This is a genomic window from Embleya sp. NBC_00896 (assembly GCF_045207785.1).
Classification (GTDB): domain Bacteria; phylum Actinomycetota; class Actinomycetes; order Streptomycetales; family Streptomycetaceae; genus Embleya.
The window spans coordinates 6471734-6498548 of record NZ_CP108776.1 but is presented as its reverse complement, the minus strand read 5'-3'; the positions used below and the strand labels follow the sequence as shown (position 1 = coordinate 6498548).

Here is a 26815-nt window from a genome sequence, read left to right as displayed (position 1 = left end):
GTCGTCGACACTCGCCGACGCGAAGCCCTCCAAGGCGGCGATCACCGCCGGCGAATCGAGAATCAGTGAGGAACTCTCGGAGTCGGCTACGAGCAGCGCACAGACCGTGTCGGTGATGATCAGGCCGGGCGCCGCGTCCGCGAGCATGAACGCGATCCGCTCGGCAGGCAGCTGGGGATCCACCGCCAAATAGGCACCACCCGCCGTGAGCACGCCCAACAGGGCCGTCATCAACTCGGGACCCCGGTCCATCACGACCGCGACCACCGACTCCGGCCCCACACCCAACCCGATCAGATGCCGAGCCAACCGATTCGCCCCAGCGTCCAACTCCGCGTACGACACCTCGACGCCATCACACACCACCGCAACCGCATCCGGCGCCCGCACCACCTGAGCACCGAACCCATCGACCACCGACACATCACCCACCAGCACGGCCGTGTCGTTCCACTCCACCAACACCCGAGAACGCTCATCCGCGTCCAACACATCCACCACACCGACCCGAACCCCCGGATCAGCACTCACCGTCCCCAACACCCGCACCCACCGCGCAGCCACCACCTCAACCGAACCCTGATCGAACAGGTCGGCCGATGCGGTGATCGAGCCGCGGATCCCCGCGGGCCTGCCCTGCTCGTCGAAGACCTCCTCGGCGGTCACGTCGAGATCGAAATTCGCCGCCGCCGCGGGCGACAGCTGTGCCGCGCCCTCATGGACCGGTGCTCCCGCCTGCACTCCCGACAGATCCAGCGCCGCGCGCGCGGTGTTCTGCAGGGTCAGCATCACCTGGAACAACGGATGCCGCGCCAAGGACCGAGCGGGAGCCAGCTCCTCCACCAGGCGCTCGAACGGCACATCCTGGTTCCCGAACGCACCGAGCCCGGTATCGCGGACCCGACCCAGCACCTCCCGGAACGTCGGATCCCCGGACAGATCAGTCCGCATCACCAACGTATTCACGAAGAACCCGACCAGATCGTCCAGATCCTCGTCGGTACGACCGGCGACCGTGGTGCCGATCGGAATGTCGGTGCCCGCACCCAACCGGGACAACAGCACCGCCAGTCCGGCCTGCAACACCATGAACACCGTCACGCCCTCGGCCCGCGCGACCTCCACCAACCGCGCATGCACATCGGCGGGGACCACGAGCGAGGCAGCCTCTCCCTGGTGGCCCGCGACCGCTGCGCGCGGGCGGTCGACGGGCAGATCGAGTTCCTCGGGGATACCCGCGAGCGCGCTCCGCCAATAGGCGACCTGCGCGGACAGCACGCTGTCCGGGTCGTCACCGTTGCCGAGCAACTCCCGCTGCCACAACGCGTAGTCCGCGTACTGCACCGGCAACGGCGCCCAGTCGGGGGCTTCACCCCCACGCCGCGCCGCGTAGGCGGTGGAGATGTCCCGGCCCAACGGACCCATCGACCACCCATCACTCGCGATGTGATGCACCACCACGACCAGGATGCTTTCCCCGTCAGCCGGGAAGAGCCATGCCTTGATCGGGATCTCCCGCGCCAGATCCAACGCGTATCCGGCCGCCGCCGCAATCGCCTGCGACAGCTGCCCGGACCCGATCTCCTCGTGCTGGAGGTCCCAGTCCAGGGCGTCCGGATCGAGGATCCGCTGGTAGGGCTCGCCGTCGATCATCGGGAAGACGGTCCGCAACACCTCATGCCGGCCGATGACGTCCCGGAGAGCGGCCGACAGCGCGGCGCGATCCAGATCCCCCGACAAACGAAGAACCACCGGAATGTTGTAGCTCGGGTTCGGCCCCTCCAACTGACCGAGAAACCAAAGCCGTTGCTGCGCGAAGGACAGGGGAAGCCGCTCGGGACGAAGCCCTCTGGCCAGGGGTGTCCGGACCTCACCCGCTCGCACATCCGCGAGTCGGGCGACCAATCCGGCCACGGTCGGCGTCTCGAACAGGGCCCGGATCTCCAGCTCTATCCCCAGTACGGCACGCACCCGCGACACCAGCCGGGTCGCCAACAGCGAATGCCCGCCCAGTTCGAAGAAGCTCTCGTTCACCCCGACCGAGTCCAGACCCAGGATCTGAGCGAACATGCCACACAGGATCTCCTCCTGAGGCGTCGAGGCAACGCCGTCCGCCGCAGCGGGAGCGGCCCGGTCCGGGCGGGGAAGAGCCGCGCGATCGAGCTTGCCATTCGCGGTGAGCGGGAGCGCCTCCAGGACCATGATCGTGCTGGGCAGCATGTACTCCGGCAAACGTACCCCGGCGAACTGCCGCAACTGTTCGGGGAGATCGTCCTCGACGCCGTTCCCGTCGGCCGGGATCACATACGCCGACAGCCGGGTGTCGCCCGGCGATTCCTCCCGGGCGATCACCACCGCGCGACCCACTTCGGGATGGGCCACGAGGACGGCCTCTACCTCGGCCGGCTCGATCCGGAAACCGCGCACCTTGACCTGGTCGTCCACCCGACCGACGAACACCAACTGTCCGTTGGGGGTCCAGCGGGCGCGGTCCCCGGTCCGGTACATCCGCTCACCGGCACCGAACGGACAGGCCACGAACCGCTCACCCGTGAGGACGGCCCGGCCGAGATAGCCCCGGGCCAACCCCGCTCCCGCAACGTAGAGTTCACCGGTCACACCCGGCGGAACCGGACTCAGCCGATCGTCCAGAACATACGCCCTGGTGTTGACGATCGGACCACCGATCACCGGCTCCATACCCGAACCCAACGGCCCCGACATGGTCGCGCAGACCGTCGTCTCGGTCGGCCCGTAAGCGTTGATCAACCGCCGCCCCACACCCCACCGTTCGGCCAGGTCCGCGCTCAGAGCCTCGCCCGCGGAGACCAACGTCCGCACCGTGTCGAGGTCTCGATCGCCCAGGACACTCAGCACCGCCGGCGGCAACGTCGCGTGGGTGACCCCGTGCCGGGCGATCACCTCCGCCAGACCCGCCCCGGGCAACAGATCACCCGCCGGAGCAAGAACCAGAGTCGCCCCACTGCACAACGTCACCCACGTCTCGGCACCCGCCGCATCGAACCCGATCGACGCGAACTGCAAAACCCGACTGTCCACATCCACCGCGAACCGATCCGCCTGCGCCACCACCAGACTCGACACCCCACGATGCGAAACCCCCACACCCTTGGGCCGACCCGTCGAACCCGACGTATAGATCACATACGCCAACGCATCCAACGACCCGAAGACCCCCACCGGGGCAGGTGCGTGTGTCGCGACAACATCCGTGACCCGAGGATCATCGAGAGCAACCGTCAGCACGCCGCGCACCGGCAGCTCGTCGAGCACGTCCTCCGTACCCACCAACGCCACCGCCCGACTGTCGGACAGCATGAACGCGATCCGATCGACAGGCTGCTGCGGATCGATCGGAAGATACGCCGCACCCGCCTTCAACACCGCCAACAACGTCACGACCAGATCGACACCGCGCTCCATCACGACCGCGACCACAGATCCGGGCCCCACGCCGAGACCGCTCAGATATCCGGCCAGCCGATCGGCACGCGCGGCGAGATCCGCGTACGACACCTGCGCGCCGGCAGCGACAAGCGCCACCGCGTCCGGGGTCCGATCCACCTGCTCGGCGAACAACCCCGCCACGGTCGACGCCGGGACCTCGGCCCCGGTGTCGTTCCACTCCACCAACACCCGCGACCGCTCGGCATCGTCCAACACCTCAACGGTGCCAAGCGGAATGTCGAAGTTCCCATCGCGGTCGAGGCTCTCCACCAGAGCGACGAGAACGTTCTCGATGGTGGTGTGCAGCAGACGCGTGACCACGTGCGGGTCGCCCGGAGCGACCGCGTCCACGGTCAGGGCGAACCCGTCGGTGCCCAGGTCGTCGACGGATACGGCCAACGGGAAGTTGGTGAGATCCAGCATGAAGACCGTGCGGATCCCGTCCATGCCTCCGCTGGTCTGGAGGTTGTCGGAAGCCCGGCCGCCGGCCCCTTGAACCCCGTTGTGGCGGTAGTTGAACAGGGCGGTGAACAGCGGTGCGTCCCCGGCGATTCCGGCGGCCTGCTGGGCCACCGCCAAGGGTGCGTGTTCATGTTCCAGGAGGGCGGCCAACTGATCGCGCATGGCCGAGATCGCGTCTCGGGTGCCGGCGCTCTCGAGACGCACCCGCACCGGCAGCGTGTTCATGAACAGGCCCATGGCCCGGTCCCCGCCGGCGCCGGCGTTCATCCGCCCGGACAGCACCGTCCCGAACACGACGTCGTCACGCCCGGACAACACCGACAACACCCGCGCCCAGGCCACGTGCAGGATGGTGGCCGGGCTGACGCCGAGCTCACGAGCGACCGTACGGATCCGCGTTCCCACCTCCTCCCGGATCGGCAGATCGGCTCGGTGGACACCGGTCCCGTCACCGCGCACATCGACCAGACCGAAAGGTGTCGTCGGCTCGGTGACATCGCCGAGCAGATCGGCGAAGTACTGTTCGTGCCGCCCATGACGCAGGCTCTCGCGCGACTGCACCATGAAGTCGCGGAACGGCAGCGCTGGCGCGAGTTCGTCGCCACGTCCGGCCAGGAAGGACTGGACCTCCTGGAGCAGGACCTCCATGCCGGTGTGGTCCTGAATCATGTGATGCACGCGCAGCATCCCGAGCCACCTGCCCTCTTCGGGGGCGGCCGCGATGTGGGCATCGATCAAGGGCGCCCGCGTGATGTCCATACTCAGCCCGCCGGCGGCAAGGAGTTGCGCGACCGGCTCGCCGGCCGGGTCACCGTTGGCAGGGGTGAGAGTGATCTCCCGAACGCTCAGGGGTGCATCCCGCTGAACGACCTGGACCGCCTCGCGCACGCCCTCCCAGACGATGGCGGTGCGGTAGATGTCGTGCCGATCGATGACCTGTTGCAGCGCGCGCAAGAAACCGTCGATGCGCTCTCGCGAATCGAACTCCAGGACGAACGACGTGACATACACGTCGCGTTCACGTTCACCTGCCACCAGGTGGTGGAAGAGGATGCCCTCCTGCAACGGCGCCAACGGATAGACGTCGGCGATATTCGCGGCCCCACCCTGAACCGACCCGACGACGTTCTCGACCTCGGCATCCGACAGATCCACCAGCGGCAACATGTCCGCCGTGATCACCGTGCTGCCGACCGGAATCCGATTCGCGGGAACCTGCACCTGAACCGGACCCGCCGCCACCGCCAGACCGGCCACCGTCGGCGACTCGAACAACGCCCGCACCGACACCGAGACCCCTTGCGCACGCAACCGCTCCACCAGCGTCACCGCCAGCAACGAATGCCCACCCAAAGCAAAGAAGTTGTCGTCCACCCCCACCGACACCAGACCCAACACATCGGCAAACGCCGCGCACAACACCTCCTCACGCACCGACGACGGCCCACGACCCACACCGACCACGAAATCGGGCGCCGGCAAAGCACCCCGATCCAACTTCCCATTCACCGTCAACGGCAACACATCCAACACAACCACCGCAGACGGCACCATGTACTCCGGCAACCGCCCAGCGGCGAACCGACGCAGGGTATCCGCGAGGATCCTGTCGTCCTCACCATCCGTATGGGCAGGGACGATGTAGGCGACCAGACGCTTGTCAGCGGCCTGATCCGTGGTGGTGTCGTCGCGGGTCACGACGGCGGCCTGGGCCACGTCGGGGTGGGCTACCAGGACGGTCCGGATCTCGCCGGGCTCGATCCGGAACCCGCGGATCTTGACCTGGTCGTCCACACGTCCGGCGAACACGAGCTCACCTGCGGCACTCCAGCGGGCGCGGTCCCCGGTCCGGTACATCCGCTCACCGGAACCGAACGGGCAGGCCACGAACCGCTCACCCGTAAGGGCCGCCCGGCCGAGGTAGCCGCGAGCCAACCCCGCTCCGGCGACGTACAGCTCACCCGTCACACCGGGCGGGACGGGCTTGAGGAACTCGTCCAAGACGTAGGCGCGGGTGTTGGCGATAGGGGTGCCGATCGGCGTCTCGTCCAGCCCGGGCCGGCAACGCCAGGCGACCGCGTCGACGGTCGTCTCCGTGGGCCCATACGTGTTGAACATGACCCGACCCGGCGCCCAACGAGCCACCAACTCCGGCGGGCACGCCTCACCACCCACCTCCAGAACGACCTGCGCCGGAATCTCCTCGGCCCGCAGACCGGCCAACACCGCCGGCGGCAACGTCGCATGCGTGATCCGCTGGTCGACCACGAACCGGGCGAAGTCCTCGCCGAGCCGCCGTTCCCCAGGCACGACCACCAAGGCGGCCCCGGACAGCAGGGCCAGCGTCCACTCCAGGCAGAAGTTGTCGAACCCCACCGACGCGAACTGCGCCACCCTGGACCCCGACCCAGTCCCGAACCGCGCACGCCCCGCCGCCGCCGTGTTCACGAACCCCGCCTGCGAAACCAGCACACCCTTGGGACGCCCCGTCGAACCCGAGGTGTAGACCACATACGCCGGATGCTGCCCCGACAAAGGCACCCGTCGGTCGCCGTCGTCGACACTCGCCGACGCCAAACCCGCCAACTCGGCAATGACGGCCGGCGAATCAAGGACCAGCACCGGACTCCCGGAATCGGGCAGGAGCGGCGCGCAGATCGCGTCCGTGATGATCAGCGCAGGAGCGGCATCCGCGAGCATGAACGCGATCCGCTCGGCAGGCAGCTGGGGATCCACCGCAAGATAGGCACCACCCGCCGTAAGCACGCCCAACAAGGCCGTCATCAACTCGGGACCCCGGTCCATCACGACCGCGACCACCGACTCCGGACCCACACCCAACCCGATCAGATGCCGAGCCAGCCCATTCGCCCGAGCATCCAACTCCCCATACGACACCTCGACGCCGTCACACACCACAGCGACCGCATCCGGCGCCCGCACCACCCCGGCGCGGAACCCATCGACCACCGACACATCACCCGCCGGCACGGCCGTGTCGTTCCACTCCACCAACACCCGCGAACGCTCATCCTCGTCGAAGACGTCGACAGCACCGACGTGCATCTGCGGGTCCGCGACCACCTGTTCGAGCACCCGTATCCATCGGTCGGCCATCGCCTCGACCGAGCCGGCATCGAACAGGTCGGCGGCTCCGATGAACCCGCCCAGCAACCCCGCGGGGTGCCCTTCGTCGTCGAAGACCTCTTCGACCGTGACATCCAGATCGAACTTCGCCCCCGTCGACAGGCCCGCCATGAGGTCCGCGGCCGGTGCGCCGATGTGCACAGCCTGGAGATCGAGCGCCGCCCTCGCGGTGTTCTGAACGGTGAGCATGACTTGGAACAGCGGATGGTGAGCCAGCGACCGAGTGGGAGCGAGCTCTTCGACCAGCCGCTCGAACGGCACATCCTGGTTTCCGAACGCACCGAGCCCGGTGTCACGGACTCGACCGAGCATGTCCCGGAACATCGGATCCCCGGACAGGTCCGTCCGCATCACCAACGTATTCACGAAGAACCCGACCAGATCGTCCAGATCCTCGTCGGTACGACCGGCGACCGTGGTGCCGATCGGAATGTCGGTGCCCGCACCCAACCGGGACAACAGCACCCCCAAGGCCGCCTGGAGGACCATGAAGACCGTGACGCCCTCGGCGCGCGCCAACTCCACCAAATGAGCGTGGAGCTCGGCGGAAGTCCGCAGCGGAGCCGCCCGCCCCAGGTCGCCCGCGAGCGCCGTGCGCGGACGGTCGACGGGCAGATCGAGTTCCTCGGGAATACCCGCGAGCGCGCTCCGCCAATAGGCGACCTGCGCCGACAACATGCTGTCCGGGTCGTCACCACTGCCAAGCAACTCCCGCTGCCACAACGCGTAGTCCGCGTACTGCACCGGCAACGGCGCCCACTCCGGCACATCACCCGCGCACCGCGCCGCGTAGGCGGTGGAGATGTCCCGACCCAACGGGCCCATCGACCAACCGTCGCCCGCGATGTGATGCACCACCACGACCAGGATGTGCTCCCCGACACCGGCCGAGAGCAGCCACGCCTTGATCGGCGTCTCCACCGCGAGATCAACGGCATACTCCGTCGCCCGCACCACGGCCTGCGCCAACTCCGCGGGCGCGACCTCCTGCTGTTGGAGGTCCCAGTCCAGGGTGTCCGGATCGAGGATCCGCTGATACGGCTCGCCGTCGATCATCGGGAAGACGGTCCGCAACACCTCGTGCCGGCCGATGACGTCCCGAAGAGCGGCCGACAACGCGGCGCGATCCAGATCCCCCGACAAACGAAGAACCACCGGAATGTTGTAGCTCGGACTCGGCCCCTCCAACTGACCGAGGAACCACAACCGCCGTTGCGCGAACGACAACGGAACCCGTTCCGGACGAACCCCGCTCACCAACTGCGCCCGAACCTCACCCGCCCGTACATCCGCAAGACTCGCCGCCAACCCGGCCACGGTCGGCGTCTCGAACAGGGCCCGGATCTCCAGCTCTATCCCCAGTACGGCACGTACCCGCGACACCAGCCGGGTGGCCAGCAGCGAATGCCCGCCCAGTTCGAAGAAGCTCTCGTTCACCCCGACCGAGTCCAGACCCAGGACCTGAGCAAACATGCCACACAGGATCTCCTCCTGCGGCGTCGAAGCGATCCGACCCGCATCCGCCGATCCCGCCCCGCCAGGGCTCGGCAACGCCGCGCGATCGAGCTTCCCGTTGGCCGTCAGCGGGAACGCCTCCAAAACCACGATCGCGCTGGGCACCATGTACTCCGGCAAACGTCGACCGGCGAAATCGCGCAACAACTCGGGCAAGCCGTCGTCGACGTCTTCACCGTCGGCAGGCACGACATACGCCAACAGCCGCGTATCACCAGGGGAATCCTCACGGGCGATCACCACCGCCCGGTCCACCCCGGGATGAGCCACCAACACAGCCTCGACCTCGGCGGGCTCGATCCGGAACCCACGCACCTTGACCTGATCATCGACCCGACCGACGAACACGAGCTGCCCGTCCAAGGTCCATCGGGCGCGGTCTCCGGTGCGGTACATCCGCTCACCCACCGCGAACGGGCAGGCCACGAACCGCTCACCGGTCAGACCGGCCCGACCGAGATATCCGCGGGCGAGACTCGACCCGGCGATGTACAACTCACCGATCACTCCGACCGGCACCGGACCCAGATCGTCACCCAGCACGAACAGCCGGGTGTTGGCGATCGGACGACCGATCGGCACCGGCCCGGCAATCTCCTCCCCGGCCCGCACCTCGAACACACAGCACCCGACCACCGTCTCGGTCGGCCCATACTCGTTGACCACCACCGACCCCGGCGCCCGCTCCAACCACGCACCCACATCGGCACCGGACAGCGCCTCACCACCGACCACCAACCGCCGTGCCGCACCCGCGATTTCGTTTGGCGCAAGCGCCTCACCCAACAGCGGAAGGTGCGCCGGCACGACCTTGACCAGGTCGAAACCACCGCCGTCACGCACCAACCCCGCCAGACCCTCGGCGCCTCCCTCGGGGCTGACGACCACCGCCGAACCCGACACCAGCGGCAACAACACGCTCGTCACGGTCAGATCGAAGGCCAACGACGAATGCAGCGGCGCACCACCCAGCGAGCCGACGTCATACGCATCCGCCGCCCACACCACATAGTTCGCCAACCCACCATGGGTAACCGCGACACCCTTCGGCTTCCCCGTCGAACCCGACGTGTAGATCACATACGCCACTTCAGCTGGATCCACCGACGTCATCGCGCCGCCGCCGGCCACCCATTCGGTGCTCGTGTCCAGGTCGTCGATCGCCACCGTGGGCAAACGACCAGCCGGCAACTCCTCAAGCAACTCCTCCGTACTCACCAACGTCACGGCCCGACTGTCCGCCAACATGAAAGCGATCCGCTCCGACGGATACTCCGGATCAATCGGCAGATACGCCGCACCCGCCTTCCACACACCCAAAATCCCCGCGACCGAATCCACCCCACGCGGCAGACACAAACCCACCACAGACCCCGCACCAACCCCACACCCACACAACACCCGAGCCAACCGCTCCGCACGCGCATCCAACTCCGCAAACGAAACCCGCTCACCGCCACACACCACCGCCACCGCGTCCGGCGCCCGCACCACCTGCGCCGCCACCAACTCCGGCACCATCACCGCCGGCAGCCCCACCGCAGTGTCGTTCCACTCCACCAACACCCGCCGACGCTCATCCCCACCCAACACATCCACCGCGCCGAGTCGGACACCCGGATCGGCGATCAACGCCTCCAACACCCGCACCCATCGTGCGGCCATCCCCTCGACCGAACCCCGATCGAAGAGGTCGGCCGACGCGGTGATCGAGCCGCGGATCCCGGCCGGCTCACCCTGGCCGTCGAAGGCTTCCCCGGCGGTCACGTCGAGATCGAACTTCGCCGCCGCGGCGGCCGACAGCTGCGCCGCGACGCCGTCGACGGCACCCCCGGTCCGCACACCCGACAGATCCAGCGCCGCGCGCGCGGTGTTCTGAAGGGTCAACATCACCTGGAACAACGGGTGACGCGCCAAGGATCGGGCCGGGGCCAGCTCCTCCACCAACCGCTCGAACGGCACGTCCTGGTTCTCGAAGGCTTCCAGACCCGTCTCACGAACCCGACCCAGCAGCTCCCGGAACGTCGGATCCCCGGACAGGTCGGTCCGCATCACCAACGTGTTCACGAAGAACCCGACCATGTCGTGCATAGCCGTATCGGTACGCCCCGCGACCGCGGTCCCGATCGGGATGTCCCTGCCGGCTCCGAGCCGGGACAGCAGCACCGCCAACCCGGCCTGCAGGACCATGAACACCGTGACCCGCTCGGCCCGGGCCAACTCCAGCAACTTGCTGTGCAGTTCGGCCGAAAGCTCGACCGGGGCGACGTGTCCGCGGTGGGTGGTGACCGCCGGCCGAGAACGATCGATCGGCAACTCCAGCTCCACCGGAATCCCGGCGAGCGCGGCACGCCAGTAGGCGAGCTGTGTGTGCACCACGCTGTTCGGGTCGTCGTCGCTGCCCAGCAACTCCCGTTGCCACAACGCGTAATCGGCGTACTGGACCGGCAACGGCGGCCAGTCCGGTGCGTGGCCCGCGCACCGGGCCGCGTAGGCGGTCGAGATGTCCCGGCCCAACGGCCGCATCGACCAGCCGTCACCCGCGATGTGATGCACCACCACGACCAGCACATGCTCCCCGTCGGACCGGAAGAGCCAGGCTCGGATGGGTATCTCGCGGGCGAGGTCGAACGCGTATTCCGTGGCCGTCGCGACCGCCTGCACCAGCTGCCCCGAGCCGATCTCCTCGTACCGAAGCTCCCAGGCCGTGGCGTCCGGATCGAGGATTTGCTGATACGGCTCACCGTCCGTCATGGCGTAGACGGTGCGCAGCACTTCATGGCGGCCGATGACGTCCCGTAATGCCTCGCCCAGGGCCTCTCGGTTCAAGTCCCCCGACAAGCGGAGCACCACCGGGCTGTTGTAGGTCGGGTTCGGGCCCGACAACTGGCCGAGGAACCAGAGCCGCCGCTGCGCGTACGACAAGGGAATCATCAGTACTCCTCAGATCCGCGCATCGGCCGCAGCGGCGGCCTAGCTGAAGGTTGATCTCCCACGTGCTCGGCGAGCCCGGCCACGGTGGGCGTCTCGAACACATCCCTGATCCGAATCTCGGTGCCGAGGACTTCCCGGATCCGGGTGACCAATTGGATGGCGAGCAGCGAGTGCCCGCCGAGGTGGAAGAAGTTGTCGTCGACGCCGACGGTGTCCAGGCCGAGGACTTCGGCAAACACTCCGCAGAGCGTTTCTTCTCGTTCGGTGGCGGGCTCGCGGCTCGGGCGTCCCATGTACTTCGGCGCGGGGAGGGCCGCGCGATCGAGCTTGCCGTTGACGGTGAGCGGGATGGCGTCCAGCACGACGATCGCGGCCGGGAGCATGTAATCGGGCAGCCGATGACCGGCGAAGTCGCGCAACAGCTTCGGAAGTTCGTCCTTCGGGACGCCATCGGAGCCTGCGTCGACCGGTACGACGTAGGCCAACAGTCGGGTATCGCCGGGGGTTTGCTCGTCGGCGATCACCGCCGCCCAGCCCACTCCGGGATGCGCAACCAGCGCCGCCTCGACCTCGCCCGGCTCGATGCGGAACCCACGAATCTTGACCTGGTCGTCCGCACGTCCGGCGAACATCAACTGCCCGTCGAGGGTCCAACGGGCCCGGTCCCCGGTGCGGTACATCCGCTCCCCGGAGCCGAACGGGCAGGCCACGAACCGCTCACCGGTCAGGGCCGCCCGGCCCAGGTAGCCGCGAGCCAACCCCGCGCCGGCGACGTACAGTTCGCCGGTCACCCCGGGCGGGACGGGCTTGAGGAACTCGTCCAACACGTAGGTGCGGGTGTTGGCGATCGGGGTGCCGATCGGCGTCTCGTCCAGCCCGGGTCGGCAACGCCAAGCCGAGGCATCCACCGTCGTTTCCGTGGGGCCGTACGTGTTGAACATGACCCGACCCGGCGCCCAACGTGCCACCAACTCCGGCGGGCACGCCTCGCCACCCACCTCCAGGACGACGTGCGCCGGAATCTGCTCGGTCCGCAGACCGGCCAGTACAGCCGGCGGCAGCGACGCATGCGTGATCGCCTGGTCGACGAGGAACCCGGCGAGATCCTCACCGAGGCGCTGCTCCGCGGGCACGATCACCAGAGCCGCCCCGGACAGCAGCGCCAGCGCCCACTCCAGGCAGAAGACGTCGAACCCGACCGACATGAACTGCGCGACCCTGGAGTCCGCCCCCGTCCCGAACCGAGCCCGTCCCGCCGCCGCCGTGTTCGCGAACCCGGCCTGCGAAACCAACACACCCTTGGGGCGCCCCGTCGACCCCGAGGTGTAGACCACGTACGCCGGATGCTGCCCCGACGGGGCCATCAGGCGTTCATCGTCCTCGACCCGCCCGGAAGCCATGCCCTCCAACGCGGCCGCGACCACCGGCGAATCGAGAACCAGCACCGAACCCGCGGAATCGGACCACGGCGCGGGCACGAGCGGCACGCAGGCCGCGTCCGTGATGATCAGCGCGGGAGCGGCATCCGCGAGCATGAACGCGATCCGCTCGGCAGGCAGTTGCGGATCCACCGCCAAATAGGCACCACCCGCCGTAAGCACGCCCAACAGGGCCGTCATCAACTCGGGACCCCGGTCCATCACGACCGCGACCACCGACTCCGAACCCACACCCAACCCGATCAGATGCCGAGCCAGCCCATTCGCCCGAGCATCCAACTCCCCATACGACACCTCGACGCCATCACACACCACAGCGACCGCATCCGGCGCCCGCACCACCTGAGCACCGAACCCATCGACCACCGACACATCACCCGCCGGCACGGCCGTGTCGTTCCACTCCACCAACACCCGCGAACGCTCATCCGCGTCCAACACATCCACCACACCGACCCGAACCCCCGGATCAGCACTCACCGCCCCCAACACCCGCACCCACCGCGCAGCCACCACCTCAACCGAACCCTGATCGAACAGATCAGCCGCAGCCGTGACCACACCACGCATCCCGGCGGGTCGCCCGTGCTCGTCGAAGACCTCGGTGAGGGCCACGTCCAGGTCGAACTTGGCCGGCTGGGTCGCGGACACACCCGCCGTCACCTCGGCCACCGACGCACCGGTTTCGACACCGGGCAGGTCCAGTGCCGCCCGACCGGTGTTCTGCACGGTCAGCATCACCTGGAACAACGGATGCCGCGCCAAGGACCGAGCGGGAGCCAACTCCTCCACCAGGCGCTCGAACGGCACATCCTGGTTCTCGAAAGCCCCCAGGCCCGCCTCACGAACCCGACCCAGCACCTCCCGGAACGTCGGATCCCCGGACAGGTCCGTCCGCATCACCAACGTATTCACGAAGAACCCGACCAGATCGTCCAGACCCTCATCGGTACGACCCGCCACCGCGGCACCGATCGGCACATCCGTACCGGCACCGAGCCGGGACAACAACACCGCCAACCCCGCCTGCAACACCATGAACACCGTCACACCCTCGGCCCGCGCGACCTCCACCAACCGCGCATGCACATCGGCGGGAACCACGAGCGGAACGCTGTGACCACGATTGCTCGCGACCGCCGGACGCGTCCGATCCACCGGCAGATCCAATTCCTCGGGAGCGCCGGCCAATGCATCGCGCCAGTACGCCACCTGAGCCGAGAGCACACTCTCCGGGTCGTCCGCGTCGCCGAGCAGATCGCGCTGCCACAGCGCATAGTCCGCGTACTGCACCGGCAACGGCGCCCAGTCGGGGGCCTCGCCCGCACACCGCGCCGCATACGCGGCCGAGATGTCCCGACCCAACGGACCCATCGACCAACCATCACCCGCGATGTGATGCACCACCACGACCAACACATGGTCCTCGGCCCCGTCCGAGAACAACCACGCCCGAATCGGCGCCTCGGCCGCCAGATCGAACGCGTAGCCCGCCGCCCGCGCGACCGCCCCCGGAATCTCCACGGGCGCCACCCGAGCAACCTGAAGCTCCCAATCGAGTTCGTCGAGACCGAGCACCCGCTGGAACGGCTCACCACCCTCGACGGCGAACACCGTCCGCAACACCTCGTGCCGACCCACGACATCCCGCAGGGCAGCCGACAGCGCATCGGCATCCAGCGTCCCGGACAACCGCACCACCACCGGCAGGTTGTACGTCGCGTTCCGGTCTTCGAGCTGTCCCAGGAACCACAACCGCCGCTGCGCGAACGACAGGGGAATCCGCTCCGGCCGCTCCCACACCGACAACGGCGCCCGTGCCTGCCGCAAACCGTCGTCCGCGAGCCGTGCCGCGAGCCCGGCCACCGTCGGCGCCTCGAACACGGTTCGGATCGCGAGTTCCACGCCCAGCACCGCACGCACCCGCGACACCAGCCGGGTCGCCAACAGCGAATGCCCGCCCAGAGCAAAGAAGCTGTCGTCGACACCAACGCTGTCCACGCCGAGAACCTGCGCGAACGCCCCGCAAAGAAGCTCCTCCCGCGCATCGGTCGGCCCCCGGCCCGAACCTCCGGCCGCGGAGTAGTCCGGCGCGGGCAACGCCTTGCGATCCAGCTTGCCGTTGACCGTCAGGGGCAACCGCTCCAGCACGACCACTGCGGCAGGCACCATGTACTCCGGCAGGCTGCGCGAGGCGAACTGCCGTAGTGCGTCCGGCAATTCTTCAGCACTGACGCCGGTTCCACCGGCGCCGACAACGTAGGCGACGAGGTGAGTGTCCGTGGCCTCGTCCCGCCGCGCGACCACAACCGCCTGAGCCACGTCGGGATGAGCGCTCAGCACGGCTTGGATCTCCGCGGGTTCGATCCGGAACCCGCGGATCTTGACCTGGTCGTCGACCCGGCCCGCGAACACGACCTGACCATCGACCGTCCACCGGGCCCGGTCTCCGGTGCGGTACATCCGCTCACCGGAACCGAACGGGCACGCCACGAACCGCTCACCCGTCAACCCCGGCCGGCCGATGTAGCCACGGGCCAACTGCACCCCGGCCAGATACAACTCGCCCGTGACCCCCGGCGGCACCGGAGCCAAACGCTCGTCCAGAACGAACACACGGGTGTTGTGGACCGGCGCACCGATCGGCACCGAACCACCCTCGCCCCCGCCCGGACGGCACAGCCACGCCGTGACGTCCACCGAAGCTTCGGTGGGACCGTAGAGGTTGTGCAGCTCGACACCGGTAAAGGTGGCAAGGAACCGGCTCTGCGTCTCCGGTGAGAGCGCCTCGCCGCTGCAGATCACCTGCCGCAGGTCGACACAGTCCGCGGCGGTCGGCTCCTGCAGGAACGCATCCAGCATCGACGGTACGAAGTGCATGACGCTCACCCGCTGTTCCCGCGCCAGCGACGCGACGCAACGCGGATCCCTGTGGTCCCCGGGAGAAGCGACGACCAACGTCGCGCCCGCCGCCAGGGTGCAGAAGAACTCCCACACCGACACGTCGAAGACGAACGGCGTCTTCTGCATCACCCGATCGCCGACACCGATGCGATGACGGTCCTGCATCCACACCAGTCGGTTCACGACCCCCGCGTGCGGGACGACGACACCCTTCGGTACCCCGGTCGAGCCCGAGGTGTAGATGACATATGCCGGGCTCGAACCCGTCAGCGCACCACGGCGCTCGGCATCACTCAGCGCCCCACCGTCGAGACGACCCAGTTCCGCCGTAACGCCCGGCTCATCAACGACCAGCACCGGCACCGGCACCGAGACACTCGACGCCGACCCGAGATCGGTGATCACCAAGGCCGGTGCCGCATCGCCCACCAAGAACGCGATCCGCTCCGCCGGGTACTGCGGGTCGATCGGCAAATACGCCCCACCGGCCTTCAACACACCCAACAACGCAACAACCAGATCGATCCCACGATCCATCACCACCGCGACAACCGACTCCGGACCCACCCCCAGGCCCACCAGATACCGAGCCAGCCGATTCGCCCGCGCGTCCAACTCCGCGTACGTCAGCTCGACACCCTCGAACACAACCGCGACCGCATCCGGCGCTTGCACCACCCGCGCCTCGAACAACCCGGGCACCGTCACCGCCGCCACATCGACAGCCGTGTCGTTCCACCCGACCAACACCCGAGACCGCTCATCGGCGTCCAACACATCCACCGCACCGAGCCGGGACGTCGGGTCGGCGGTCATCATCCGCAGCACCCGCACCAGCCGGTCGGTCATCGTCCGAACCGACCCCGGGTCGAACAGATCAGCCGCTGCGGTGACCACGCCGCGCATCCCGGCCGGATGGGCGTGGTCGTCGAAGACCTCACCAACGGTCACTTCGAGGTCCAGCCTCGCGGCCAGGGAGAGGCCGGCCGTGCTGCCGTCCACCGGTGCGCCGGCCTGGATGCCGGGCAGGTCCAGGGCCGCCCGAGCGGTGTTCTGCACGGTCAGCATCACCTGGAACAACGGATGCCGCGCCAAGGACCGAGCGGGAGCCAGCTCCTCCACCAGGCGCTCGAACGGCACATCCTGGTTCCCGAACGCGCCGAGCCCGGTATCGCGGACCCGACCCAGCACCTCCCGGAAGCTCGGATCCCCGGACAGGTCCGTCCGCATCACCAACGTGTTCACGAAGAACCCGACCAGATCGTCCAGACCCTCATCGGTACGACCCGCCACCGCGGCACCGATCGGAATGTCCTTACCGGCACCGAGCCGGGACAACAACACCGCCAACCCCGCCTGCAACACCATGAACACCGTCACACCCTCGGCCCGGGCAACCTCCACCAACCGCGCATGCACATCGGCGGGGATATCGAGCGGAACGCTGTGACCGCGGTGGCTCGCGACCGCCGGACGCGTGCGATCGATCGGCAGCTCCAACTCCTCGGGAGCACCGGCCAAGGCATCGCGCCAATAGGCCACCTGAGTCGACAGCAGACTCTCCGGATCGTCCTCGGCGCCCAGGACCTCCCGCTGCCACAGCGCGTAGTCCGCGTACTGGACCGGCAGGGGTGCCCACTCCGGTGCTTCATCCGCGCACCGCGCCACGTAGGCGGTGGAGATGTCCCGGCCGAGCGGTCCCATCGACCAGCCGTCGCCCGCGATGTGATGCACCACCACAACCAACACATGATCCTCGGGCCCGGTCGAGAACAACCACGCCCGAATCGGCACCTCCGCCGCCAGATCAAAGGCATGACCCGCCGCCCGCGCAACCGCATCCGCAAGCTCCGCCGGCGCCACCCGATCGACCCGCAGCTCCCACGCCAGTTCGTCGAGACCAAGGATCCGCTGGAACGGCTCACCGTCCTCCACCGCGATAACCGTCCGCAACACCTCATGCCGACCGATGACATCCCGCAGCGCAACCGACAGCGCATCCGAATCCAGCGTCCCGGACAGCCGCACCACTGTCGGGGTGTTGTGCACGGTGCTCCGGCCTTCGAGCTGCCCCAGGAACCACAGCCGCTGCTGCGCGAACGACAACGGAATCCGCTCCGGCCGCTCCCACACCGACAGCGCCCTCCGGGCCTCCCCCGACCGAGCCAGCGCGGCGGCCAACCCGGCCACGGTCGGCGTCTCGAACAGGGCGCGGATCTCCAGCTCCATCCCCAACACCGCACGCACCCGCGACACCAGTCGGGTCGCCAGCAGCGAATGCCCGCCCAGTTCGAAGAAGCTCTCGTTCACCCCGACCGAGTCCAGACCCAGGACCTGAGCAAACATGCCACACAGGATCTCCTCCTGCGGCGTCGAAGCGATCCGATCCGCATCCGCCGATCCCGCCCCGCCAGGGCTCGGCAACGCCGCGCGATCGAGCTTCCCGTTGGCCGTCAGCGGGAACGCCTCCAAAACCACGATCGCGCTGGGCACCATGTACTCCGGCAAACGTCGACCGGCGAAGTCCCGCAACACCCCCGGCAAGCCGTCGTCACCGTCGTCACCCTCGGCAGGCACGACATACGCCAACAGCCGCGTATCACCAGGGGAATCCTCACGGGCGATCACCACCGCCCGGTCCACCCCGGGATGAGCCACCAACACAGCCTCGACCTCGGCCGGCTCGATCCGGAACCCACGCACCTTGACCTGCTCGTCCACCCGGCCGACAAAGACCAGTTGCCCATCCGAGGTCCACCTGGCCCGGTCTCCGGTGCGGTACATCCGCTCACCCGAACCGAACGGGCAGGCCACGAACCGCTCACCGGTCAGAGCCGGGCGGGCAATGTAGCCACGAGCCAGACCGGCACCGGCGATGTACAACTCACCGATCACCCCGACCGGCACCGGACCCAGATCCTCCCCCAGCACGAACAGCCGGGTGTTGGCGATCGGACGACCGATCGGCACCGGCCCGACGATCTCCTCCCCGGCCCGCACCTCGAACACACAGCACCCGACCACCGTCTCGGTCGGCCCATACTCGTTGACCACCACCGACCCGGGCGCCCGCTCCAACCACGCACCCACATCGGCACCGGACAGCGCCTCACCACCGACCACCAACCGCCGTGCCGCACCGGCGACTTCATCCCCCGACAACACTTCGCCCAGCAGCGGAAGATGCGCCGGCACAACCTTGACCAGGTCGAAACCACCCCCAGTCCCCAACAGTTCCGCGAGGCCCTCGGCACCACCCTCGGGGCTGACCACCACCGCCGAACCCGACACCAGCGGCAAAAACACGCTCGTCACGGTCAGATCGAAGGCCAACGACGAATGCAGCGGCGCACCACCCAGCGAGCCGACGTCATACGCATCCGCCGCCCACACCACATAGTTCGCCAACCCACCATGGGTAACCGCGACACCCTTCGGCTTCCCCGTCGAACCCGACGTGTAGATCACATAGGCCAACTCGGCCGGATCCACCGACGCCACCGCGCCGCCATCGGCACCGCCACCGGCCACCCACTCGGAGGCCGCATCCAGGTCGTCGATCGCCACCGTGGGCAAACGACCAGCCGGCAACTCCTCAAGCAACTCCTCCGTACTCACCAACGCCACGGCCCGACTGTCCGCCAACATGAAAGCGATCCGCTCCGACGGATACTCCGAATCAATCGGCAGATACGCCGCACCCGCCTTCCACACACCCAAAATCCCCGCGACCGAATCCACCCCACGCGGCAGACACAAACCCACCACAGACCCCGCACCAACCCCACACCCACACAACACCCGAGCCAACCGCTCCGCACGCGCATCCAACTCCGCAAACGAAACCCGCTCACCGCCACACACCACCGCGACCGCGTCCGGCACCCGCACCACCTGCGCCGCCACCAACTCCGGCACCATCACCGCCGGCAACCCGACCGCAGTGTCGTTCCACTCCACCAACACCCGCCGACGCTCATCCCCACCCAACACATCCACCGCGCCGAGCGGGACGCCGATGTCGTCGGCGCGGTCGAGCCCCTCCACCACTGCGGCGAGGAAGTTCTCGATGGTGGTGTGGAGGAGGCTCGTGACCACGTGCGGGTCGCCCGGCGCGACGGCGTCCACGGTCAGTACGAAGCCGTCGGAACCCAGGTCGTCGACGGATACGGCCAACGGGAAGTTGGTGAGGTCCCGCATGAAGACGCTTCGGATCCCCTCCATGTCTCCGCTGCCCTGGAGGTCGTCGGGATCCGGGCTGGAACCCTCGCCGCTGTAGCGATAGTTGAAGAAGGAGGTGAACAGCGGCGCGTCCCCGGTAATGGCACTGGCCTGCTGAGCCAGTGCCAGGGAGGCGTGTTCGTGTTCCAAGAGCGCGGCCAACTGGGCCCGCATCGCCGCGACGGCCTCCAACGCGCCCAGCCGATCGGTGCGCACGCGCACGGGCAGGGTGTTGATGAACAGGCCCAACGCCCGGTCGGCGCCCGCCCCGGCGTTCATCCGCCCGAACAACACCGTCCCGAACACCACGTCGTCACGACCGGAAAGCACCGACAGGACCCGGGCCCATGCCACATGCAAGAGCGTCGCGGGACTGACGCCGAGCCGGCGGGCGACCTCACGGATCCGCGCCCCGACCGCGTCCTCGACCGGCAACTCGGCGCGCCGCACCCCGGTTCCGTCACCGCGCACGTCGAGGAGACCGAACGGGGCCGTGGACTCGGTGACATCGCCGAGCAGCTCGGCGAAGTACTCTTCGTGCTTCCCGCGGCGCAAGCTCTCCCGCGACTGCACCACGAAATCGCGGAACGGCAGCGCCGGCACGAGCTCGTCGCCCCGCCCGGCCAGGAACGCCCGCACCTCCTCGAGCAGCACCTCCATGCCGATGTGGTCCTGAACCATGTGATGCACCCGCAGCATGCCCAGCCACTTCTCGCCGTCGGACGCGGCTGTGATGTGGGCGTCGAGCAAAGGCGCGCGCGTGATGTCCATCGTCAGCCCGCCGACGGCGAGCAACTCGGCCACCGGATCGGTGTCGTCGGGACCGAGGACGATCTCGCGGACCGTCAGCGGCGCGTGCCGCTGGACCACCTGGACCGGATCGTGGAGGCCCTCCCAGACGATGGCGGTGCGATACACGTCATGCCGATCGATGACCTGCTGCAAGGCCCACAGGAAGCCGTCGAGACGCTCACGTGAATCGAACTCCAGCACGAACGGCGTCACATACACGTTGAGCTCTTGATCGCCCGCCATCAGGTGGTGGAAGAGGATGCCCTCCTGCAACGGCGCCAACGGATAGACGTCGGCGATATTCGCGGCCCCACCCTGAACCGACCCGACGACGTTCTCAACCTCGGCATCCGACAGATCCACCAGCGGCAACATGTCCGCCGTGATCACCGTGCTGCCGACCGGAATGCGATTCGCGGGAACCTGCACCTGCACCGGACCCGCCGCCACCGCCAGACCGGCCACCGTCGGCGACTCGAACAACGCCCGCACCGACACCGAAACCCCTTGCGCACGCAACCGCTCCACCAGCGTCACCGCCAGCAACGAATGCCCACCCAAAGCAAAGAAGTTGTCGTCCACCCCCACCGACACCAGACCCAACACATCGGCAAAAGCCGCGCACAACACCTCCTCACGCACCGACGACGGCCCACGACCCACACCAGCCACGAAATCGGGCGCCGGCAAAGCACCCCGATCCAACTTCCCATTCACCGTCAACGGCAACACATCCAACACAACCACCGCAGACGGCACCATGTACTCCGGCAACCGCCCAGCGGCGAACTGCCTGAGCTGCTCGGCCAGACCGCCCGCACCCGCGGCCGAGCCGCCCTCGGAGGTGACGACGTACGCCACCAGCCGCTTACCACCTGCCTGATCCCCCGCAGGCGCGTCGTCCCGTGCCACGACGGCCGCCTGAGCCACGTCGGGGTGGGCCTCCAGGACGCTCCGGACCTCACCGGGCTCGATCCGGAACCCGCGGATCTTGACCTGGTCGTCCACACGACCGGCGAACACGAGCTCACCGGCGGCATTCCAACGGGCCCGGTCCCCGGTCCGGTACATCCGCTCACCGGAACCGAACGGGCAGGCCACGAACCGCTCACCCGTAAGGGCGGGCCGACCGAGATAGCCGCGGGCCAGTCCGGCTCCGCCGATGTACAGTTCACCGCTCACCCCGGGCGGTACCGGACCGAGATGATCGTCCAGCACATAGAGCCGGGTGTTGGCGATCGGAGCTCCGAACGGAATCGGGCCGTGCACCGGTGGGTCGAGGGGCGTGGACGCGACCATCACGGTGGCCTCGGTCGGCCCGTACGTGTTGATCAGCCGCCGACCCGCGGACCAGGTCCGGGCCAGCTGTTCGCTGATCGCCTCGGCCCCGACCAGCAGGGTTTGGATGCCGGCCAGGTCGGCCGGCTCCAGGACGCCCAACAACGAGGGCACGAGGCTCGCGGCGCGTACCTCGGTCGAGCCGACCAGGCGCCGCAGCAGTTCCGGCTGAGTCCGTTCCTCGGCGCTCGCGACCACCAGGGTGCTACCGAAGGACAACGTCACGGCCAGATCCAGGACCGACGCGTCGAAGCTGAACGACGCGAACTGCAACACGGCCGTCCCCGGCGCACTGCCCATCATCGGCGCGAACACCGAGACCAGATTCGCCAACCCCGCCCGAGTCCCCGCCACCGCCTTCGGCGTCCCCGTCGAACCCGACGTATAGATCACATAGGCGAGCCCATCCGGAGCCGGCTCCACCACCGGCATTGTCCGCCCCACCGCAGCGAACCCCGCCGCCGCAGCCGGATCGTCGAGCGCGACCGTCGACACGCCCTCGACGGGCAACTCGGACAGGGTTTCCCGCGTACCGATCAAGGTGCCGGCTCGGCTGTCGGTGAGCATGAACTCGACCCGCTCACGCGAATACTCCGGATCGATCGGTACATAGGCCGCCCCGATCCTCCACACACCGAGAATCGCGGTCACCATCTCGACGCCCCGCGGCAGACACACCCCGACCAGCGACTCCGGCCCGACGCCCAACTCCAGGAGATGGCGGGCCAGTTGATCGGCACGCGCCGCCAACTCCGCGTAGGACAGCTTGAGGCCGTCGTGAACGACCGCCACCGCATCCGGCGTGCGGGCGGCCTGGGCGCCGAACATCTCGGCTACGGTCGCGGCCGATACGTCGACCGCGGTGTCGTTCCACTCCACCAGCACGCGCGACCGCTCGTCCCGGTCGAGAACGTCGACGGCGCTCAGGCGGGTCTCGGGACGAGTGGCCAACGCCTCCAGCACCCGGATCCAACGCCCCGCGATCGCTTCGACCGAACCATGGTCGAACAGATCCACGGCCCCGACCAACCCACCCCGAAGCCCGGCCGGCCGCCCCTCGTCGTCGAAGACCTCGGCCAACGACACATCCACATCGAACTTCGCCGCCTGCGCCGCCGACAAACCAGCCGCCACCTCCGCCGCCGGCGCGCCGACTTCGACACCGGGCAGATCCAGCAACGCCCGACCGGTGTTCTGCACGGTCAGCATCACCTGGAACAACGGATGCCGCGCCAAGGACCGAGCCGGAGCCAACTCCTCCACCAAGCGCTCGAACGGCACATCCTGGTTCTCGAAGGCCCCCATGCCCGCCTCACGAACCCGACCCAGCACCTCCCGGAACGTCGGATCCCCGGACAGATCGGTCCGCATCACCAACGTATTCACGAAGAACCCGACCAGATCGTCCAGACCCTCATCGGTACGACCGGCCACCGCGGCACCGATCGGAATGTCCTTACCGGCACCAAGCCGGGACAACAACACCGCCAACCCCGTCTGCAACACCATGAACACCGTCACACCCTCGGCCCGCGCAACCTCCACCAACCGCGCATGCACATCGGCAGGGATCTCCAGCGGCACACGATGACCGCGGTGACTCGCGACCACCGGACGCGTGCGATCGACCGGCAGCTCCAACTCCTCGGGAGCACCGGCCAAGGCATCGCGCCAATAAGCCACCTGAGTCGACAGCACACTGGCCGGGTCGTCCTCGTCACCGAGCAACTGCCGTTGCCACAGCGCGTAATCCGCGTACTGCACCGGCAACGGCGCCCAGTCGGGGGCCTCGCCCGCACACCGCGCCGCATACGCGGCCGAGATGTCCCGACCCAACGGACCCATCGACCAACCATCACCCGCGATGTGATGCACCACCACGACCAACACATGGTCCTCGGCCCCGCACGACAACAGCCGAGCCCGGACGGGTACTTCGGCAGCCAGGTCGAAAACGTGGCCCGTTGCCCGCGCCACCGCACCGGCCATCTCCCCAGGCGCAACCTGATCGACCTGAAGCTCCCAGTCCAGATCGTCCAGGTCGAGCACTCGCTGGAACGGCTCACCACCCTCGGCCGCGAACACCGTCCGCAACACCTCGTGCCGGCCCACGACATCCCGCAGCGCGGTCGACAGCGCGGCCCGGTCCACTCCACCGGACAACCGCACCACCACCGGCAGGTTGTACGTCGTGCTCAGACCGTCGAGCTGCTCCAGGAACCACAGCCGGCGCTGTGCGAAGGACAGCGGCACGCGCTCCGGCCGCTCCCACACCGACAACGCGTCCCGCGTTCCGGTGACATCCGCGCCCGGCGCGGCCAGCCGAGCGGCCAACCCCGCCACCGTCGGCGCCTCGAACAGGGCGCGGACCCGGAGCTCGACGCCCAGCAACGCGCGGACGCGGGAGACCAGTCGAGTAGCCAGAAGGGAGTGGCCGCCAAGGTCGAAGAAGTTGTCGTCGACCCCGACCCTGTCCAACCCGAGAACCTGCGCGAACGCCCCGCACAGGATCTCCTCCCGCGCGGTGGCCGGACCGCGACCCGTGCCGGTGGCGTAGTCGGGAGCGGGAAGGGCAGCGTGGTCCAGCTTCCCGTTGGCGGTCAGCGGCAGCATGTCCAGCACGACGATCGCCGACGGAACCATGTGGTCCGGCAGTCGCTGCGCCACGAACCGCCTGAGCGGTTCGGGCAGGCTCACCCCATCGGCGGCGCTGCCCTCGGGCAGGACGATGTACGCGACCAGGCGCTTGTCTCCGCCAGTGTCCGCCGCAGGGGCGTCGTCGCGGGTCACCACGGCGGCCTGAGCCACGTCGGGGTGGGCTTCCAGGACGGTCCGGATCTCGCCGGGCTCGATCCGGAAACCGCGGATCTTGACCTGGTCGTCCGCACGCCCCGCGAACACCAACTGCCCGTCGAGCGTCCAACGGGCCCGGTCCCCGGTCCGGTACATCCGCTCACCGGAACCGAACGGGCAGGCCACGAACCGCTCACCGGTCAGGGCCGGCCGGCCGAGATAGCCGCGGGCCAATCCCGCACCGGCGATGTACAGCTCGCCGCGCACGCCGGGCGGTACCGGACCGAGGTGATCGTCCAGCACATAGAGCCGGGTGTTGGCGATCGGGGCACCGAACGGAATCGGCCTGTCCACGGGTGGGTCGAGGGGCGTGGACGCGACCATCACGGTGGCCTCGGTCGGCCCGTACGTGTTGATCAGCCGCCGACCCGCGGACCATGCCTGGGCCAGCTGCTCACTGATGGGTTCCGCGCCGACCAAGAGGGTCTGGACCCCGGCGAGATCCTTGGGTTCCAGGACGCCCAGCAGCGAGGGCACCAGACTGGCCGCCCGTACGTCCGTGGAGCTCACCAGTCGCCGCAGCAGTTCCGGCTGAGTCCGTTCCTCGGCGCTCGCGACCACCAGGGTGCTACCGAAGGACAACGTCACGGCCAAGTCCAGAACCGACGCGTCGAAGCTGAACGACGCGAACTGCAAAACGGCCGTCCCCGGCGCACTGCCCATCATCGGCGCGAATACCGAGACCAGATTGGCCAACCCCGCCCGAGTCCCCGCCACCGCCTTCGGCGTCCCCGTCGAACCCGACGTATAGATCACATAGGCGAGCCCATCCGGAGCCGGCTCCACCACCGGGGCCGTCCGGACAGTCGCTGCCGGCTCGGCCGCGACAGCGGGATCGTCGAGCGCGATCGTCGGCACGCCCCCGTCCGGCAGCCGCGTCAGCAACTCGCGTGTGCTGATCAGTGCGACGATCCGACTGTCCGTGAGCACGAACTCGACCCGCTCACGCGGGTATTCCGGGTCGATCGGCAGATAGGCCGCGCCGGCCTTCCACACGCCCAGAATCGCGGTGACCATCTCGATCCCACGCGGCAGGCACAGCCCCACCAGCGACTCGGGCCCCACCCCCGTACCGATCAGGTACCGAGCCAGCTGATTGGCGCGCGCCTCCAACTCCGCGTAGGACACCTCGAGGCCGTCGTGAACGACCGCCACCGCATCCGGTGTCCGCATGGCCTGAGCGCCGAACAGCCCCGGCACGGTCAGCGCCGTCGTATCCGCGACGGCGGTGTCGTTCCACTCCACCAGCACGCGCGACCGCTCGGCTTCGTCGAGAAGGTCGACGGCGCTCAGGCGGGTCTCGGGACGAGTGGCCAACGCCTCCAGCACCCGGATCCAACGCCCGGCAATCGCTTCGACCGAACCGTGATCGAACAGATCCACCGCCCCGACCAACCCACCCCGAAGCCCGGCCGGCCGCCCCTCGTCGTCGAAGACCTCGGCCAACGACACATCCACATCGAACTTCGCCGCCTGCGCCGCCGACAAACCAGCCGCCACCTCCGCCGCCGGCGCGCCGCTTCCTATACCGGGCAGATCCAGCGCGGCCCGACTCGTGTTCTGGAGGGTGAGCATCACCTGGAACAGCGGGTGCCGCGCCAAGGATCGGGCCGGCGCGAGTTCCTCCACCAGGCGCTCGAACGGCACATCCTGGTTCCCGAACGCGCCGAGCCCCGTGTCACGGACCCGACCCAGCACCTCCCGGAAGCTCGGATCCCCGGACAGGTCCGTCCGCAGCACCA

The 26815-nt window shown here is 68.4% G+C and carries 2 protein-coding genes (both cut by a window edge); both read right to left on the bottom strand.

The window, feature by feature from the left end:
• A protein-coding gene (locus tag OG928_RS29190) for a non-ribosomal peptide synthase/polyketide synthase (RefSeq protein WP_406289194.1) crosses the window boundary here: on the bottom strand, positions 1-11526 show its start. It extends 12042 nt beyond the left edge of the window; 11526 of the gene's 23568 nt are visible here — the first part of the coding sequence; its start codon is at positions 11524-11526; its stop codon lies beyond the left edge, outside the window.
• Positions 11526-26815, bottom strand: partial view of a non-ribosomal peptide synthase/polyketide synthase gene (locus OG928_RS29185; RefSeq protein ID WP_406289191.1) — the 3' portion only. It continues 10660 nt past the right edge of the window; only the last 15290 of its 25950 coding nucleotides appear in the window; the start codon falls outside the window, past its right edge; the stop codon is at positions 11526-11528. Before OG928_RS29185 ends, OG928_RS29190 begins: the two co-directional genes overlap by 1 nt.